The 17,737-nt window shown below is 40.9% G+C and carries 10 protein-coding genes and 1 pseudogene; 5 read left to right on the forward strand and 6 right to left on the reverse strand.

The window, feature by feature from the left end; translation table 11 throughout:
- Positions 1 to 76: 76 nt before the first annotated feature.
- From ACGHEH_RS21145 to pyrC, 3 genes are all read right to left on the reverse strand, one after another.
- Positions 77 to 1,816: a DEAD/DEAH box helicase family protein gene (locus tag ACGHEH_RS21145; protein WP_390449614.1), complete on the reverse strand. Its 1,740-nt coding sequence runs from the start codon at positions 1,814 to 1,816 to the stop codon at positions 77 to 79.
- A 56-nt stretch (positions 1,817 to 1,872) separates the two neighbouring features.
- Positions 1,873 to 2,181, reverse strand: a complete 309-nt coding sequence (locus ACGHEH_RS21150) for an H-NS histone family protein (protein ID WP_390449592.1) — start codon at positions 2,179 to 2,181, stop codon at positions 1,873 to 1,875.
- A 185-nt stretch (positions 2,182 to 2,366) separates the two neighbouring features.
- The gene (pyrC, locus tag ACGHEH_RS21155; RefSeq protein WP_390449595.1) at positions 2,367 to 3,407 is read right to left on the reverse strand and encodes a dihydroorotase; all 1,041 of its coding nucleotides are present in this window, start codon (positions 3,405 to 3,407) and stop codon (positions 2,367 to 2,369) included.
- Positions 3,408 to 3,596: 189 nt separating this feature from the next.
- On the opposite strand from pyrC, the gene ACGHEH_RS21160 reads away from it, so the two are divergent.
- Positions 3,597 to 5,975: an EAL domain-containing protein gene (locus ACGHEH_RS21160; RefSeq protein WP_390449597.1), complete on the forward strand. Its 2,379-nt coding sequence runs from the start codon at positions 3,597 to 3,599 to the stop codon at positions 5,973 to 5,975.
- A 93-nt stretch (positions 5,976 to 6,068) separates the two neighbouring features.
- On the opposite strand, the pseudogene metE reads toward ACGHEH_RS21160, so the two are convergent.
- Positions 6,069 to 8,101: pseudogene (metE, locus tag ACGHEH_RS21165) on the reverse strand (5-methyltetrahydropteroyltriglutamate--homocysteine S-methyltransferase).
- A 295-nt stretch (positions 8,102 to 8,396) separates the two neighbouring features.
- On the opposite strand from metE, the gene ACGHEH_RS21170 reads away from it, so the two are divergent.
- The 3 genes from ACGHEH_RS21170 to ACGHEH_RS21180 all read left to right on the forward strand — a co-directional run bounded on the left by ACGHEH_RS21170 (position 8,397) and on the right by ACGHEH_RS21180 (position 10,651).
- Positions 8,397 to 9,284, forward strand: coding sequence for a LysR substrate-binding domain-containing protein (locus tag ACGHEH_RS21170; RefSeq protein WP_390449600.1), 888 nt, complete (start codon positions 8,397 to 8,399; stop codon positions 9,282 to 9,284).
- A 69-nt stretch (positions 9,285 to 9,353) separates the two neighbouring features.
- Positions 9,354 to 10,118, forward strand: a complete 765-nt coding sequence (locus ACGHEH_RS21175; RefSeq protein WP_390449602.1) for a YdcF family protein — start codon at positions 9,354 to 9,356, stop codon at positions 10,116 to 10,118.
- Positions 10,119 to 10,288: 170 nt separating this feature from the next.
- Positions 10,289 to 10,651, forward strand: coding sequence for a hypothetical protein (locus ACGHEH_RS21180; RefSeq protein WP_058029303.1), 363 nt, complete (start codon positions 10,289 to 10,291; stop codon positions 10,649 to 10,651).
- Between the two features lie 146 nt (positions 10,652 to 10,797).
- Here ACGHEH_RS21180 and ACGHEH_RS21185 read toward each other — a convergent pair whose 3' ends face one another.
- A complete protein-coding gene (locus tag ACGHEH_RS21185; protein ID WP_390449605.1) occupies positions 10,798 to 13,971 on the reverse strand; it encodes an amidohydrolase family protein in 3,174 nt (1,057 codons plus the stop codon).
- A gap of 361 nt (positions 13,972 to 14,332) precedes the next feature.
- Complete coding sequence (locus tag ACGHEH_RS21190; RefSeq protein ID WP_390449608.1) at positions 14,333 to 15,163, reverse strand: M90 family metallopeptidase; 831 nt, start codon at positions 15,161 to 15,163, stop codon at positions 14,333 to 14,335.
- Positions 15,164 to 15,273: 110 nt separating this feature from the next.
- On the opposite strand from ACGHEH_RS21190, the gene ACGHEH_RS21195 reads away from it, so the two are divergent.
- Entirely contained in the window at positions 15,274 to 17,601 is a 2,328-nt protein-coding gene (locus ACGHEH_RS21195; RefSeq protein WP_390449611.1) for a helicase-related protein, read from the forward strand.
- Positions 17,602 to 17,737: the final 136 nt, after the last annotated feature.

Raw genomic sequence — 17,737 nt, forward strand, 5'->3', positions numbered from 1 at the left:
ATATTTTAAACGAAACGCCTATTATCATATATATTGAGGCTATAAAACATACAAATATGCCGTTCTGTTTGAGGGTTTATGACTTATCCGCGACTCTATAACTGCCTTCATAATCAAATAGCTTTTCCTTTACTTGCCAACCGTACTTCTTATGTTGGTTTGCAATCACAAAGTCTGGTGCTTTTAATTGGTACGCATATTGTTGAACTACCGAAGCCTGCTTAAAGTTAATTGGGGTAGATACACCAGACACACGCTTTGCATATTGCTTATTAAAGACGTACACACTTTTACTGTTATTAAAATCGTACACCTCACTACAAGACGCGCCATCCTCATCAAAGTAAGTTACTTTTATCTTTTCATTGGCCAGAGTTGTAATAGACAAACCACTACAACGTAAAACCATAGCGTTTTTGAGATTCAGTGCCGCTCTCAATTTATCATCCGGATCAGCCATAATAGAATGACATTGATGACATTGCCTCGCTGCTATGTCATTTTCAGCCCCACATTCATCACATTCTTTAAATTTAAAGCGGTAGTCACATTGTTGCTCTTCTTCGCCATTATCTAGTAATCCCTGACAACGGCGGCCAAAATGTTCTATGACTTTGCCTTGCTCATCTGTTTTGCCCCAGAATATATTTGCAAAGCCACAACCAGGACAAAGTACTTGAACCGGTTCATTATCTAAACTAGGTTTTTTAGCCCCCACTTCAGGTTGGAACAAATCAAACTGATTACCTGCAAAGTCCATAACGAGACAATCTTTTTTGTCATCAGCAAGCCGTAAACCTCGTCCAACTATTTGTTGATACAAACTAACGGATTCGGTTGGTCTTAATATAGCGATAAAATCAACATGGGGGGCATCGAAACCAGTCGTAAGAACAGATACATTTATAAGGTACTTTATTTGTTTGTTTTTATAGTTCTTAATAATGGCATCACGCTCTGCCTGATGGGTATCACCAATCACCAGTGCAGCTTCACTTTGCGGCAAGTACGAAAAAATTTCTTTCGCATGCATAACCGTGGCAGCGAAGATCATTACACCTTTTCTTGAAGTGCTTTGCTCTATCACATGGTCGATGATGCTTTTTGTCGCTCGGGTTTGGCTATCTAACAAACTATTCATTTCTGTTTCACTAAACCTGCCGAAATTATCTGTTGTCATACTCGAGAAATCATAATGTTTTATTGCCGGATCAATTTGTTTAGGCGGCGTAAGGTATTTATTGCTTATCATATACCTTAAAGGTAACTCGAAAATACACTTCTTAAATGGAGAGTTGCTATTACCTCTGGCAAAGCCATGATAATGATGTTGATAGATCCAACCCATGCCTAAACGATATGGTGTCGCGGTTAAACCTAACACCTTTAAACTCGCGTTATGTTCTCTCAAAGCTGAAATGACTTTGCCGTACTGACTTTTATCATCCCCATTTACGCGGTGGCATTCATCAATAATGACTAAGGAGTATTCTTCACTTAATTGGTCGATATTTCTGGAAAGCGATTGGACACTGGCAAAGGTGACTTGGTGGGAAAGTGACTTTTGTTTTAAACCTGCTGAGAAAATACTCGCTTGTAGGCCAAAACTTTTATATTTTTCACTGTTTTGCTCTACCAACTCTTTTACATGAGCTAAAACAAGAATTTTTTTTCGGGCAAGTCTAGCCAACTCTGCAATCACAAGACTTTTACCTGCACCTGTTGGTAAAACGATTACTGCTGGGTCGTTGGTTTTCTTAAAATGAGAAATGGTATTTTGAACAGCTTCTTGCTGATAGGGTCTGAGCGTGTAAATAACTAACCTCTAAAACAAATGAGCAGGCTATAAGCCTGCTCACCTAAAGACTAAACTTAAATTACTGCGTATTGTTGCAGGTCAACATCAACAAATACTTTAGGACGTTTTCCACGACCACTCCATTCAAATATCTCACCGTCTTTCTCCATGCGATATTTAATGGCTACTTTACTGCGTTTGTCAGTCGGAGCACTTTCAAGCAAATCCTCAACAGTCAGTCCTTTATCTTTAATTAAAGCTAATACTTCTGCTTTTGCAGCTTCCTGCGCTTTTTGTGAGGCAATTGCGTCGTTTATTAATCCAAGTGCTTTTTCTAACTCACTAACATTTGCAGACTTAATAAATGATTTTATTTCTTTCATTGCCTTCTCTCAAATATTTAATTTCTATTTAGCTTAGTTGTGTATTTTAAATCAATTACACACTCATATTAATAGTATAAATATATTAAAAACTTGCAAATATTATATTTGTTACGAAATATAATTGCACAAAAAAACGCGCTTAATGCGCGTTTTAGAAATTACAAAAAATAGTTAAATTATATTTAAACTACTTTCCAGTCGATTTCTGCACCCGCTTTAATAGGCACAACATCTGCGTCACCTAGCGGGTAACTGTCAGGCACCTGCCAAGGTGACTTCTCTAGCGTGATGGTATCGCTGTTTCTAGGCAAACCATAAAAATCAGCACCAAAGTGACTAGCAAAGCCTTCTAGCTTATCTAATGCATCTACTTCTTCAAATGCTTCAGCATATAACTCAATTGCTGCGTGAGCAGTATAAGCACCCGCACAACCGCATGCTGCCTCTTTCTTATCTTTGGCATGAGGCGCAGAATCAGTACCTAAGAAAAACTTAGGATTACCGCTTGTAGCAGCTTTTATTAGTGCCTGTTGATGTGTATTACGCTTAAGAATTGGTAAGCAATAATAATGAGGGCGAATACCACCAGCTAACATATGATTACGGTTATAAAGTAAGTGGTGGGCAGTAATAGTAGCTGCTACATTGTCAGAGGCTGCTTCAACAAACTCAACCGCATCTTTTGTTGTGATGTGCTCTAGTACAATTTTAAGTCCAGGGAAAGCATCAACAACTTTAGATAATTTTGTTTCTAAAAACACTCTTTCTCTGTCAAAGATATCGATTGAAGAGTCTGTTACTTCACCATGTACTAATAGCAACATGCCTACTTCTTGCATTGCTTCTAATGCAGGAAATACATTTTCAATGTCAGTTACGCCTGAGTCTGAATTGGTCGTTGCACCAGCAGGGTATAGTTTTGCAGCGAAAATTTTACCTGTGGCCTTTGCTTTTCTGATTTCTTCAGGGGTAGTTTTATCTGTTAGATATAAAACCATGAGAGGTTCAAAATTGCCTTGCGGCTCTGCAGCCATAATACGATCACGATAAGATAATGCTGTATCTGTACAAGTTGCAGGTGGTACAAGATTAGGCATGATAATGGCGCGCCCCATGTAACGGCTCACATCACGGACGGTATCTTTTAACTGCACACCATCACGAAGGTGAATATGCCAATCATCAGGTCGAGTAATAGTTAAAGTGGTTACTTTACTTGTCATTGCTTATTTCCGCTGCTGAATTTGCTCGATCATAGGCACTTAGCCTTATCTAGTAAAGTTTTTAGGACGAAATACTCCCGATTTCTATACACTCATTTACAATCAAATTCGTTAATAACCCTATTTTATTATGTCGTTTTAACGACAAGTAGGTTAACGTATAACCATGGACCAGAATGAATATTGTGCATGCTTTCGAATAACAACAAATTAGAATCAAAAACCGAACAGCTCAGCATTATAAATCAATTTTCATCTTCGCTTTTACAGATCACCCAGCTAGATGAACTTTTTGATTACGTAACTTCTCAAGTAGTAAGTCGCTTAGGCTTTGTAGATTGTGTTATTTATCTTGCAGATGAACAGGCTGAATTCTTAGAAGAAGTAGCATCTATGGGTGTCGCGCACCAGAGTATCGATTACCAAGTTGCCCAGACTCGTATTCCAATTGGTCAAGGTATTACAGGCCATGTGGCCCGCACGCAAGTCCCTTTTGTGTCTGGAGATGTTAGAAATGAAGCAATGTATATTGCCGATTCTCGCCCTGCCCTTTCAGAAATCTGTGTTCCTTTAGTTTATGAAAATACTCTACTCGGGGTAATTGATTGTGAACACCCTGAATTAAATTACTTTACCGATGCGCATTTGCAAATACTGTCTACCGTTGCTCACTTATTAAGCGCAAAAATATATCAAGTTCGTACACTAGATAATTTAACAACGACAGTAAAACAATTAAATCAAGCACAACAACTTGAACAATGTTTATTAAAAATTGCCAACATCGCATATAAATCAGCCGATCTAAATGCATTTTATGATGATTTATATCAAATCATTAATACCCAATTACCCGCGGAAAACTTTTTTATTGCGCTTTATAATCGCAAGACAGATGTCTTAGAAATAAAATATCTTATTGAAAGTGAATTAAAGTGTTTAGCAACGCCAAAAATTTCAAAAGACCAATTAAAAGATTCTGCGTCGTATTATTTGCTGAAAAGTAATAAAGCGCTGCTGTGCGATCAAACCCAATTTAAACAGCATATTGAAGACGGACATTTTAAAATGCTTGGCCGCTCTCCACTTTCTTGGTTAGGTGTGCCTTTTACCGTTAATGAACAGTATCAGGGCGTCATTGTGTTGCAAAGCTATCAAAAACATAAAAGCTTTGAAGCGCATGATCTTGAGATCCTTACTTATATAAGCCGCCAAGTAAGTATGGCTATCGATCGTCAAATTTCTCGCCAAGCCCTTGAACATAGAGCATTACATGATGAACTAACTGGTTTGGCAAATCGTTATTTATTATTTGAACGTGTCAAACATGCCATATTGGCTTTAGGACGCGCCAAGCAAAAAAACCTCCACTGCTTACTTTATTTAGATCTAGATAGGTTTAAAAGCATTAACGATTCATTGGGTCATGATGTGGGTGACCACTTTCTCATTGCAATAGTTAATATGGTAAAAAGCTGTATTCGTAAAACCGATACCTTTGCAAGACTCGGCGGCGATGAATTTGCTATTTTCATGGAAAATGTTCAAGACAAACACCAAGTAGAACTGGCGCTTGAGCGCATCACCAATGCAATCGCAAAGCCTTTGTACATTGATGGTCATGTATTGCAAGCATCAAGTAGCATTGGGGTGGCATTTACAGAAAGTGCTCAAGACAATGCAATTTCATTACTGCAACAGGCTGACGCTGCCATGTATGAAGCCAAGTCTCGTGGTAGAGGCCAAGTCTGTTACTTCAATAACGCCATGCGCCGTAAGCTAAAGCGTCAAGCCGATATTGAAAATGACTTGCAACATGGCATCCAAAACAATGAGTTTGAGTTGTTTTTTCAGCCTATTTTTGCCTTGCAAGACCCTCATATTGTCAGCTTTGAAGCATTGGTAAGATGGCATCATCCTAAAGCCGGCTTTGTGCCGCCTAATGACTTTATTCCTATTGCTGAGCAAACAGGCCAGATCATTGACCTAGACCTTCATTTACTAAAGCTTGCTGGCGCACAGTTACAAAAATGGCGTCGCACTGGTATGCCGACAATTCGAGTTACCGTCAATGTCTCGTCTCGTCACTTTGCCAGTCTTGAATTTGTAGATTTTATGAAAGAGATCTACACCAAGTACCAGTTACCCAATGGGACATTGTGTTTAGAAATAACCGAATCAGGTTTAATTGAAAACCTTAGTCTCGCAACGCGAATTATTGAAGGATTAGAGCCACTCGGTGTAAAACTTTATCTAGATGATTTTGGTACGGGCTATTCGGCGCTAGGTTATCTTCATCAGTTACCTATCCATGTACTGAAAATAGATAAGAGCTTTGTAGACCAATTAACACAAAAAGAGAACCCCTTGGTAGATGCGATTTTATCCCTAGCCCACTCTTTAAAGTTAACTGTGGTTGCTGAGGGTATTGAGAACCCAAAACAATGGGCGCTACTAAAGCGTAAAGGTTGCCAATTTGGTCAAGGCTATATTGTGTCAAAGCCACTGCCAGCAGATAAAGCCATGGAGTTATTACTTAAACATACAGAGATGGTGCTACCAATTTAAAAGTGACCTTCCACTTAAATTAATAAAACAAAACCTGCATTACGCAGGTTTTGTTTTATCTTCTAGCTAATTTACTTTTGGTTAAAGTTAATTTTATCCAAGTTCCTTTCTGAGCTCTTTGGTCGCTTTCACCATACTATCAAGCGCAGCTCTGGTTTCTTCCCATCCACGGGTTTTTAGACCGCAATCAGGGTTTACCCATAAACGTTCAACTGGGATCTTCTTCGCGGCTTTATGTATCAATGATTTGATCCAAGTAATATCAGGCACATTTGGGCTATGAATATCATACACTCTAGGACCAATCTCATTTGGGTAAGCAAAATCTTCAAAAGCATTAACTTCATCTCGAAGCGCCAATGCGATTTGGTTTGAAATGCTTGGCTTGTCGAGATCATCTCTAACAAATGACCAAAATAAAATGGTGACAGGCCCTGTGAGCATACCTTTCATTTTCTTAGCGGTTTACGCTTGCGCGTATTGCGTCCAGTTCACTGTCATAGGTTTTTCTCGAGATACATCCCCCCAGATGATAGGCGGTTTAACACAGCGAGAGCCATAGCTTTGCACCCAACCAAACTGCGTGAATGCAAACCCTTCGAGCTGTTAACCAAAATATTCGACCATGTCATTTCGCTCAGCCTCACCATGCACTAGCACATCAATATCAAGCGTTTCTTGCTCTTCAACCGCATAACGGATTTCTGCTTGCATTTGGTTTTCGTACTCTGCGGCAGAGATAACACCGGCTTTAAACTCTTTTCGTGCTTGGCGAATGGCTTGTGTCTGAGGAAAAGATCCTATGGTTGTGGTCGGTAATAAAGGTAATCCTAATGCGGCTTGCTGCTTTTTGGCTCGTTCGGTAAATTCACTTTGTCGCTTTGCGTGTTCGGCAGTAAGTGATGCCACTTTTTCTTTAACCACAAGGTTATTTACACGCTTAGAACTCATTCTGGCTTTTACGGACGCTGAATATAAGTCTAAAGTTGTGAGTGCTTTATTCTCAATAGCTGTTTTCAGTAGCTGTTTTCAGTAGCTGTTTTCAGTAGCTTAAGTTCTTGTGCCTTTTGTTTTAAGAACGCCAACCAAGAACGTAATTCAGCATCAAGCTTTTCTTCTTGATCTAAATCTACCGGGGTATGGAGTAATGAACATGACGGTGCTAACCATAAATTATCACCACGACTTTGTGCTATGGGCTCGATTTGATTATAAATAGAAGACAGATTTGCTCGCCAAATATTACGGCCATTGATAACCCCCAAAGATAAAACTTGGTCGTCACTTGTAAGCTGGTTTAACTTTGCAAGATCTTGCTCACCTGCCACACAATCAAAATGCACACCTGCAACAGGATATTGCTGAATATCTTCATAGTAATCTTTTACTGAATCAAAGTAGCTTGCCAGTAAAACCTTCACACCTTGTCCATTTAATGTAGCAAAAAAAGTGCGCAATGCACTGCGATACTCATCTGATAACTCTAAGGCAAGAATTGGCTCATCAATCTGCACCCATTCAACGCCAAGTTCAGCCAACTTTTGTAACACTTGCTGATAAACTGGTAACAATCTCTCCAGAAGCAAAAATTTATTAAACTGCTCATCTGCACACTTGGCTAAATGCAAATAAGTGACAGGCCCTACCAAAACAGGTTTAACTTTATAACCCAGACTGTGTGCTTCAGCGACTTCTTCAAACAATGCCTGCCAGCTAAGTTCAAAGGTTTGGTCTTTAGAAAGCTCGGGTTCTATATAGTGGTAGTTGGTATTAAACCACTTAGTCATTTCACTCGCATCACAGGCACAACCACTCGGCGATTTACCTCGGCCTATTCTAAATAATGTATCTAGATCAATATTGCCATCGGTATTTACATGGCGCTTTGGTATAGCGCCTATTAATAAACTGGTATTGAGTACATGGTCATACCATGCAAAATCGCCAACTGGGAGTAATTCACTGCCAGCTTCAGCCTGTATCGCCTAATTCTCGGCTCTGATTACCTTACCTTTCTCTTGTAGTTCAACCTGAGTGAGCTCGCCTCGCCAATACGCTTCGACTGCAAATTTGAGTTCACGTTTTTTGCCAACTCGAGGAAAACCTAAATTATGAATATGCGCCATGCTCTTTCCTTAAAATTATACGGATGTTTAGATGGCTAAAAGTATTAACATGAGATAGGATGAGGACAATTGATGGTTTTTTAGTTTTAACATGAACAAAATTAATCAAATAAATTTGTAAAAAATATGATCAAAACATGACAACGCTGTCAAAAATAGTGTTATAGTGATTTTGCTAATTAAACACAGTTTTATGCTGTTTTTATAAACTAGCAAACACGGAAATTAAAGTTATGCAGTTCAGGAATAGGTGAACTCTGAATTTTGCTCACTCTAAGAATGAGATTTATTGAAGATGATAGATATTAAACATTTAAAAACCATTTCAACGCTTAAAGAAACCGGCTCGCTCGTTAATACAGCCCGTGAACTGTTTTTAACTCAATCAGCTTTATCTCATCAAATTAAGGACTTAGAGAACAAATTAGACTGTCAGCTGTTCGAAAGAAAAACACAACCAGTGCGTTTTACCCCACAGGGTATGCTACTACTAGAATTGGCCAACGAAGTGTTACCAAGAGTAGAAGCTACAAAGTGTCGGTTAAAAGAAAGTCTCAATCAGCCAATTTCGCAACTGCGCTTAAGTGTTGAATGTCACGCATGTTTCCATTGGCTACTGCCGACAATCAAAGAATTTAACAATTTCTGGCCTGACATCCATGTAGATTATGAGCGCGGGTTTAGCTACGACGCCATTCCTGAGCTTATCAACGATGACTTAGATTTAGTATTAACTTCTGACATTCGAGAAGCAGACAAGCTTGAATACGCGCACCTTTTTGATTTTAAGTTGAAGCTGATTGTATCACCCGATCATGAACTGGCTAAAAAAGCCTATGTCACGGCTCTCGACTTAAAAGACGAAACCATTATTTCGTACCCTATTCCAAAAGAACGCCAAGATATTTTTAAGCATTTTATTCAAAATGCACGCTTTGACGGTACATTAAAAACGGTTGACCAAGGATTACTTATTTTCCAGTTAGTCAGCGCAGGGATGGGTGTGGCCGCTCTACCTGATTGGTTAGTGACACCTTATGAAAGCCAAGGATTAATTAAGTCTATTCCTCTAGGCGCACTGGGTTTAAACCGCCCGATGTACTTAGCCATGAAGAAAAACATGAAAGACAACCCTGTTTATCGTCACTTTTTAAATACATGTAAGCAAAGTAACGGACGATAACCTCAGAAATCATCTGGTTGTCTTACCGATTCTATTTTAAACTAGCCCAAATTATCTTTGGGCTTTTTTATGTTTGAAATCAAAAAGATCATCGGCGGCCTCTTGATGCCCTTGCCACTCACCTTAATCATCTTGTCACTGTGTTTATTATTTATGGCAAAGCAAAATAAAAAGTCATACTTAATTGCTTGGCTTTGTGTTTTTGCCACTTGGTTTATAAGCACACCTTATGGCGCAAATCTGTTGATTGAACCTGTCGAGAAAACACAAGCGCCTTTTAATACTAAAAAGCACAAAAAGCTCGACTATATTGTTGTACTTGGGTGTGATGTCTATGCCAACAGCCGCCTGCCAGCAAACGGTCAACTTGGTGGCTGCGCGTTATCACGTTTAGTTGAAGGTCTTCGTCTCGCAAATGCATACCCACGAGCTCAACTGATTGTCTCAGGGTATGGCTTTGGTAAAACCACAGGCGCTGATTTAATGGCTGAGACTGCTAAAAGTTTAGGTATTGCTAAACACCGTATTTCTACTAATCCAACAGCCAAAGACACCGCCGATGAAGCAAAACTACTTGCACCAAAATTAGTAGATAGACAAGTTGCATTGGTTACCTCAGCAAGTCACATGGCCAGAGCCAGTGATTTATTTTATGTGCAAGGGGTTGATGTGCTCAAAGCACCGGTGCAATTTTACACTTATACAAATACCTCGACGCATAGGCTTTTTATTCCAGATTCTGGAGTATTAAGAGCGGTTACGAACCACTGGCATGAAGTCATAGGTAAAGCGTGGATTGCATTAAGACGATTCATTAACCCTGAAGCTTTATGAATCAGTGCTTAAAAATACGTTAAAATGCTTACTTTTACAGCGCTTTATCGCAATTTAGAAGGCTAAAAGTAGAGAAATGGCGCAAAAAATTGAAAATTAGCCCAATTTTCGGTATAAATGCGCCTTTAAATTAAACCCGCGTATCCGCGTATTAACGACTAGGATCTACGATGAGTAAACTTGATAAAACTGAAGTATTAAGCGCTTTTGAAGCTGCATATGAAGCTGCCCATGGTAAAAAGCCAGAGATCACAACTAAACCTGGCTGGTACAGCATTGACGGTGGCAAAAACATGCGTCTTGCAGATGTAGCAGCACTAACAGAAGAGCTTACTTCTGGTTCTGCGGCTCCTAGCCAAGAAGCGGCTCCTGCTAAAAAAGAAGCAAAAAAACCAGCAGCGCCTGCGAAAACTAAAAAAGCAGCATTTACTGTTGTTAAAGCTAACGAAGAAGGCTACACACCAGAAGAATTCTGGATCATCCGTCTTGCTGAAAAAGAGCATGACTGTCGCCTTCCACGTGGTGTGGTTTAATCTCCACTCACAGTTAGACATAAAAAAACCGCGTTTATCGCGGTTTTTTTATGTCTGAGTTTTGTGTTTACTCTCATTACAATTCTTTATATGAGAAATGGCACAAAATTGGAGTGAGACCTAAGCCTCACTCACCAGTCAAAAAATTACTCTTCGAAGAATAACTTCTCGCGTTTTTTAGCACCGACTTCTTGCATTGTAGACGCATCAAATAAACGACCATTGATCATGGTATGACTGATCTTGTCCGTATCTCTGATGTTATCTAATGGGTTTTTATCTAACACAATTAAGTCAGCTAATTTGCCCGCCTCAATTGAACCGATGTGTTCATCAAGACCAATATGCTTAGCCGGATCAATCGTGGCCGTACGCAATGCTTCATGTGGCGTCATGCCACCTTGTGCAAACATCCAGATTTCCCAGTGTGCCGCTAGGCCTTCACGCTGACCATGTGCACCTAGGTTCACAAGTGCACCTAAATCTTGTAATTCAGCAGACACACGTGCGTTGTTGAAGTGATTATAGTGGTGATCTGGTGACTTAATACGGCGCATTGAACGTGGTAGTAATTGGTTCTTAGGCACAAACTTACTTAATCTTGGATGTGCCCACACATCGGTTTTATCGTACCAGTAGTTTTCACCCCAAATACCGCCATAAGCCACACCTAGCGTTGGTGTATAACCTACATCAGTCTGCGACCATAACTGCTTAATGTCATCATAGATATGCGAGACAGGTAGCGAGTGCTCAATACCAGTATGACCATCAACGACCATAGTGAGGTTGTGTTGTAACAATGAACCACCCTCAGGCACAACCATCATGCCTAACTGACGACCCGCTTCAACTACTTGCTGACGCTGTTCACGACGCGGTTGGTTATAAGACTTCACACTAAAGGCACCAACTTTTTGTAAACGCTCTAAGTGGAACTTAGCATCGTCTAATGAATCGACATGTGACGTATAACCCGGCATATTCGCACCGTACAAAATTGTGCCGGTTGAGAAAATACGTGGGCCAACAATTTTACCTGCTTTTTGCATTTCGCTGGCTGCAAAGATCTCTGTAGTATCGTTAGATGGATCGTGAATGGTTGTTACACCTAGAGATAAGCCCGCAAAGTTCTTCCAGTTTTGCTCTGGAATGATCTCGTTGCTGCCTTGCGCACCGTGGGCGTGAACATCCACCAGCCCAGGTAAAATAGTCTTGCCTGTTAAATCAATCACTTTTGCGCCTTTTGGAATGCGCACATCAGCTTGTGAACCCACGGCTTTGATGTGTTTGCCATCAGTCAGCACCACACCATTTTCGATAACTTGCTCACCTTTCATGGTAACAATCGTTGCGCCGGTTAACGCAATCATGCCTTTTGGCTCGGCCATCTTCTGTTTAAAACCAATGTTTGTGCCACTGGCCACTTTAAAGTCAGCATCTTCTGTTTTATTGATATCAAACATGCCTGCAAGTGATGCGTGATAAAGCTCAGGTCCTAGACTCCAATATAGTTTATCGCCTTTAGCACTCCATGAAATACCCTCACCCGCTCTGACAGATAACTGCTCAACAGGAAATTGTTTATCGCTTGGAGAGATATTAATGGTTTTGCCACTTTCGACAAATGGCGTCACAAATACTTTAAAGCGTTCAGCAAATGCCAGATATTTACCATCCGGGGATACACGGTACTCTGTCGCATGTTTTGATTCGTATAAAACCTGTGTTTTCTTCGTCTCTAGGTTTACTGCGCGAAATTGTGGTTTAGGCCACCCCGCCATTACAAAGATACGGTCGTTTCTGTCAGCAAACTGAGGTTGGAACCCAGACTCTGTGAGCAGCTCAGACTCACCGCCTTTACTTGAAACTGTGTAAATACCCGACTTTAACGACCACTCAGGCGTTAAAATTGAACTGCCTGAAGTTTTACGGTACACCACTGTGTCGCCATCAGGGCTAAATGTTGGCTCTACATATTTACCCGGCTGTTTAGTAACGGCTTTACCACGGCCTGAGCGCGAAGATACAACACGAACCGAGCCCTGCTCTTTGTCATCCCAAGTGACATAAACAATCTTTTTACCATCACGAGAAAATTGCGGGAAGAATTCAAAATGATCCTTTTGTTTAGTCAAACGCTTAATTTTGCCCGACTCTAGATCTCTTTTATAAATATGACCCATGGCTTCAAAAATAGCCGTTTCACCGTCAGGAGATACTTGTACGTTACGAAGCATTTTCACATCGAATTCAGGCTCATCGATGTCTTGAGCAAAACGTAATGCCTTTTGCAGCTTTTTGGTGGTTTCTACTTTGAAGGCAATCTCTTCAACTGACTTGTCTTTCACTGCCAGTTTATGAATTTTACCACCCGCCCAGAATACCAAATGTTTTTGATCAGGCGTCCAAGCAATGGTTGGATACACACCGTGAATGGCCCAAGTCTCTTGCATATCACGCTCAAGTTCACCATAAAGCTTATTATGCTCACCTGACTCTAAATCATATAAATAGAGGCTTGATTGAAAATCGTCACGTTTAATATATGCCAGTGTTTTACCATCTGGTGACGGGGTTGGACGAATGGCACCGCCCATGCCCGATAAGATCACCTCAATCTCACCTGTTTCTCTGTCTAAGCGCTTAATTTTATAAATGCCCGCTACCGAGTCTTTTGAATAATGAAAGGTTTTGCCCGGTGTGGCATCTTGTGAGAAATACACATAACGACCATCTGGCGAGAACGCAGGCTCACCTAGATCTTTTTGCTCATTTGGACGCTTCGTTAGCTGAACACCATTGCCACCGCTTTTGTGGTACATCCAAACTTCACCCGCACCTAAAGAGCGAGTACCCGTAAAGTGCTTACGAGCCACAATAAAGTTACCATCTGGACTCCATGCAGGACTGTTCAATAAGCGGAAGGTTTCTTTGGTAACGGCGGTTTGCTCTGATCCGTCAGTCTTCATTACCCAAATATTGTCACCACCGCCTTGGTCTGAAGTAAAAGCAATATACTGACCATCAGGGCTAAAACGTGGTTGCATTTGCCAACCAATGTCTGAAGTTAACTGTGTGGCTTTACCACCTTTCATCGGCATAGTGTAAATGTCGCCAAGCAAATCAAATACAATGGTTTTACCATCTGGACTGACATCGACATTCATCCAAGTACCTTGCTCTACCGATACCTTCGCATCAAAGAACTCACCTTGCGGCGCATCTACTTGCCATTTTTCTGATTTTTCTGCGGCCTGTGCACTGCCGAGTGCCAATGACACAGAAAGTGCGAGCGCACTATAAAACTGTTTTTTCATCTTGTTGTCTCTCAGTTATTAACTAGGGCGTGCTGACCTTTGCTGTGTGTTTTTGCAGCTGCGAGTTGGGTGTTTAGGCAAGGCTGAGGCTGCGTAGCATAGTATCCTATGTAAGTCAGGCCGATAACGCCGAATAAATGTCCAACTCGCGCTGCTCGAAGAGTTCAACCAAAGGCTTCCACTACTTTGTCATTCGCCACTTACATAACCCATTATGCGGGGCAACCTTTGCTACGTAGCTCATTTCGCGTATTGAAAGCCTTTGATTTGAACAAAATCCATACCTCAAAGGTAAGCGCGCCCTAAAGATTGCAACAAAATTCCGAATGAGATACCAGAAAAAAGCCATCAGTTGCAGATTTTATCGACGGTACCAGTTACGGGGATCAAACTGGTAATAATCCGTCAGTAACGTGAATAACTCCGGGTCGTATTGCTTCAGCTCAAACGGTTTTTCTATGAATGTCTCGGTCAGCACTGCAAAAAATTCCGCCTCATTGGTTGCACCATAACTATGCATAACATGATGCATGCCGTAAGCCACATGACTTTTAAGGTTTGAGTAAGCACGGGTAAACACTTTACCCCATTGTTGATACATGTCTCGAGAGTGTAACTGAGGTGTACCATTGGTTTGCCCTGTTTGCTGATCGAGCTGATGGGCAAATTCGTGAAACACCAAATTATGGCCATCTTCAGGTAACCTATGCCCTTCAATGACGTTATCCCAACTTAAAACCAAAGTACCACCGGGCCAAGATTCCCCTTGTCTAACTGAGGTGTGGTAATTAACCAGCCCTGCCGCATCGCGACTTTGCTGTGGCGCATAATAGCTACTGGGATATAACAGTACTTCTTTGACATTTGGGTATAAAGGCCACTGGCTGTTTAGCACCAATAAACAAGCATCGGCGGCAATCAGTAAGGCCATGGCACGATTCACTTTTAAACCATCCCGACCTAATACACGCTTTTCACCTAAAAACCAAACAATATGGCTTTCAAGCTTTTCGCGATCTTTATCGGTCATATTAAGATAGATAGGCATATATTTAAGTAAAATTTGCTTATCTTGCTCTGACAGGTTTTGCTCAGCATATTTATGCTGCCAATATTGCCTCATCACATCGTGCCATCGCCAATAAATCACTACAAAAACCACAAGTGCCAACATCAAGAAAATATTTATCATATGAATACTCTTTACTCTATTAATGACTTAGTTGGTATGAATTGCAGCGATTTCAATATAGCTTTGATAAAATCCAAGAAACTTAAAATTATAAGATAGAACACTCAGCCATGACTTTACCCATAGCCCAGATAGAAGCTGATTTTCACGCTCATATTGACTCATCTCCGCTTGTGATCAGCGCAAGTACGGGTTCAGGTAAATCGACTTGTTTACCCGTTTGGGCAAAAAAAATTGGCCGAGTGTTGGTAGTACAACCAAGACGTATTGCCTGTACGTCACTCGCAGAATATTTGGCTGAACAAAGCCTGCAACCGCTCGGAAAAAAAATTGGCTACGCCATTCGTTTTGAAAGCCACTTTGATGAAAATACCCAAGTGGTATTTGCCACACCTGGCGTCGCACTGCGTTGGTTTTTTGAGTCTAAATTAAAAGCGTTTGATGTGGTCATGCTCGATGAATTTCACGAGCGTCGCTGGGACATGGATTTGCTGCTTGCTCTAATTAAAAATCACCAAGCCCATAAACTGATTGTCACCTCTGCCACACTAGATACACAGCCCTTATGTGATTATTTACACGCAACGCACCTGCACAGCGAGGGAAAAATGTTCCCCGTCGAAGAAACCTTTATTACAGATGATATGAGGGCGATGCCAAGCAAACATGACTTAGTCCCAAGGGTATATCAAGCTTGCACTCAAGCATTGAATGAAACCCAAGGCGATATTTTGGTGTTTTTACCAGGTAAAGGCGAAATTCAAAGTGCCGCAAGTGGGCTCAAGGATTTAGATGCCATTGTCATTGGTTTGTATAGTGGTTGTCATAAATCTCAGCAAGATTTAGCACTTAAACAACAATCAAAGCAGCGTATTATCTTAGCAACCAATGTTGCTGAAACCTCATTGACCATACCCAATATTACTTGTGTGATTGATTCAGGTCTTGAGCGTCGCACCCATCTTCGCGGCGGCAAAACGGTACTCGCACTAGAAGCCATAGCTGCTGACTCTGCAAAACAACGACTTGGCCGCGCAGGTAGAACACAAGCAGGTAGTTGCATACGTTTATACGGTCAATATGCGCCACTAATAAAAGCCACTCCGCCAGAAATTCACAGGGAAGCCTTGTCCGAACTGGTATTGGCCAGCGCTTGTGCAGGATACAACATACATGCATTGCAATTTCTAGAGCCATTGCCTAGTAGTTCATTAAATGCAGCCATTACGCAATTACAAAAAGTCGCCGCCCTTGATGGCGATTTAAACGCCACTGAACTGGGCAAAGTGTTATATCCGCTACCCATTGATGCAGAATATGCATACTTAATTACGCAGATGCCAAACGGAGTACTAAAACAAGCCATGATCGATGCCATCGCCATTTTAAGTGTGCCAGCAAGGGTTTATCAGCTACCTAATAATTCAGAACAACTCGAAGAATTAAACAAGACCCTACCCAATCATTGCGATCTAGAATTAGCTATTAATCTACTTAGAGGTAAAGCCCCTCATGTAAATGTCGAACAAAACGCGTTTGAAGAGGCCAAACAATTTAGCGAACAACTACGAGAGGCCTTTTCATTACCAGAGCTGAGTAAAGCCGCGAATTTTGATAGAAATTTACTCTTACTACATATTGCTCAAGCTCGACCTGATTTACTTTACATAAAAAGAAATAATCGACGCGGTGCATTTGGTAATGGCCACAACGAAGTGATCCCTGCCAAAGAATCTCGCATTAATGACAAAGCGCAAGCAATGATAGTGTTAGACACCTATGCTATGGCCGGTAAGGGCACAAAACAAGCCATGACATTGGCAACCTGCGCCGCACCAGTACCACTGAGCCATGTTAGTGAATTTGCGCAGTGTGAAACCACACTCAACAACGCTGAAATCATTGACGATGACATCATGGTGAATATCAGCCTTATTTTTGCTGGGGTAGAACTTTCATCAAAACTTGAGCCTGTCACCTCAGACACCCTCATTCCCGCCTGTGTAGAGCTGATTCTCAATAATCAATTAATGCCTGGCGTTGCCGAGCAAGTGACTGAGACAATTGATTTTCATACCCTTTATAACCAATCAGAAAATATCACAGAGACACTGCCAACAGCCGAGCAATATTTGCTAGAAACGTTGACGGGTTTAGGCATTCGTGAACAAAATGACTTGGCTTTGATCGAGCCTGAAGACTTATTTTATCAAGGTATCGAGTCTTGGTTAATCGAGCCGTTTAAAGAAAAATACCCGCTAAAAATCGATTTACCTGAGTTAAAGCTATCGGTTGAGTATTTCTTTAAGGCAAAGCGTTTAACTCTTCATTATGGCGGTGGAGCGCGTAAAGATGCACCTAAAAGATGGGAGTTGCCAGCTTGGCAGGGGTTTAAAATTCAGTATAAAAAGGCGAGTAAAGTGGTTGATTTGAAATAAAATGCAGCACCACATCTAATGTGGTGCTGCAAAACTTTACTTTAAGTTTTTATCTAAGAACTTTACTAACTCTGAGTAAAAGTCATCCATGTTCTCTTGAATTTGGTAACCATGACCTTCGTCTCTCACCATACTC

The organism is Pseudoalteromonas sp. MTN2-4, assembly GCF_042848605.1.
In the GTDB taxonomy this organism is placed as follows: Bacteria; Pseudomonadota; Gammaproteobacteria; order Enterobacterales; family Alteromonadaceae; genus Pseudoalteromonas.

Coding starts and splice junctions, on each gene's coding strand:
- ACGHEH_RS21150 (WP_390449592.1), bottom strand. CDS start 2,181: ATGAAAGAAATAAAATCATTTATTAAGTCTGCAAATGTTAGTGAGTTA.
- pyrC (WP_390449595.1), bottom strand. CDS start 3,407: ATGACAAGTAAAGTAACCACTTTAACTATTACTCGACCTGATGATTGG.
- ACGHEH_RS21160 (WP_390449597.1), top strand. CDS start 3,597: ATGCTTTCGAATAACAACAAATTAGAATCAAAAACCGAACAGCTCAGC.
- ACGHEH_RS21170 (WP_390449600.1), top strand. CDS start 8,397: ATGATAGATATTAAACATTTAAAAACCATTTCAACGCTTAAAGAAACC.
- ACGHEH_RS21175 (WP_390449602.1), top strand. CDS start 9,354: ATGTTTGAAATCAAAAAGATCATCGGCGGCCTCTTGATGCCCTTGCCA.
- ACGHEH_RS21180 (WP_058029303.1), top strand. CDS start 10,289: ATGAGTAAACTTGATAAAACTGAAGTATTAAGCGCTTTTGAAGCTGCA.
- ACGHEH_RS21185 (WP_390449605.1), bottom strand. CDS start 13,971: ATGAAAAAACAGTTTTATAGTGCGCTCGCACTTTCTGTGTCATTGGCA.
- ACGHEH_RS21190 (WP_390449608.1), bottom strand. CDS start 15,163: ATGATAAATATTTTCTTGATGTTGGCACTTGTGGTTTTTGTAGTGATT.
- ACGHEH_RS21195 (WP_390449611.1), top strand. CDS start 15,274: ATGACTTTACCCATAGCCCAGATAGAAGCTGATTTTCACGCTCATATT.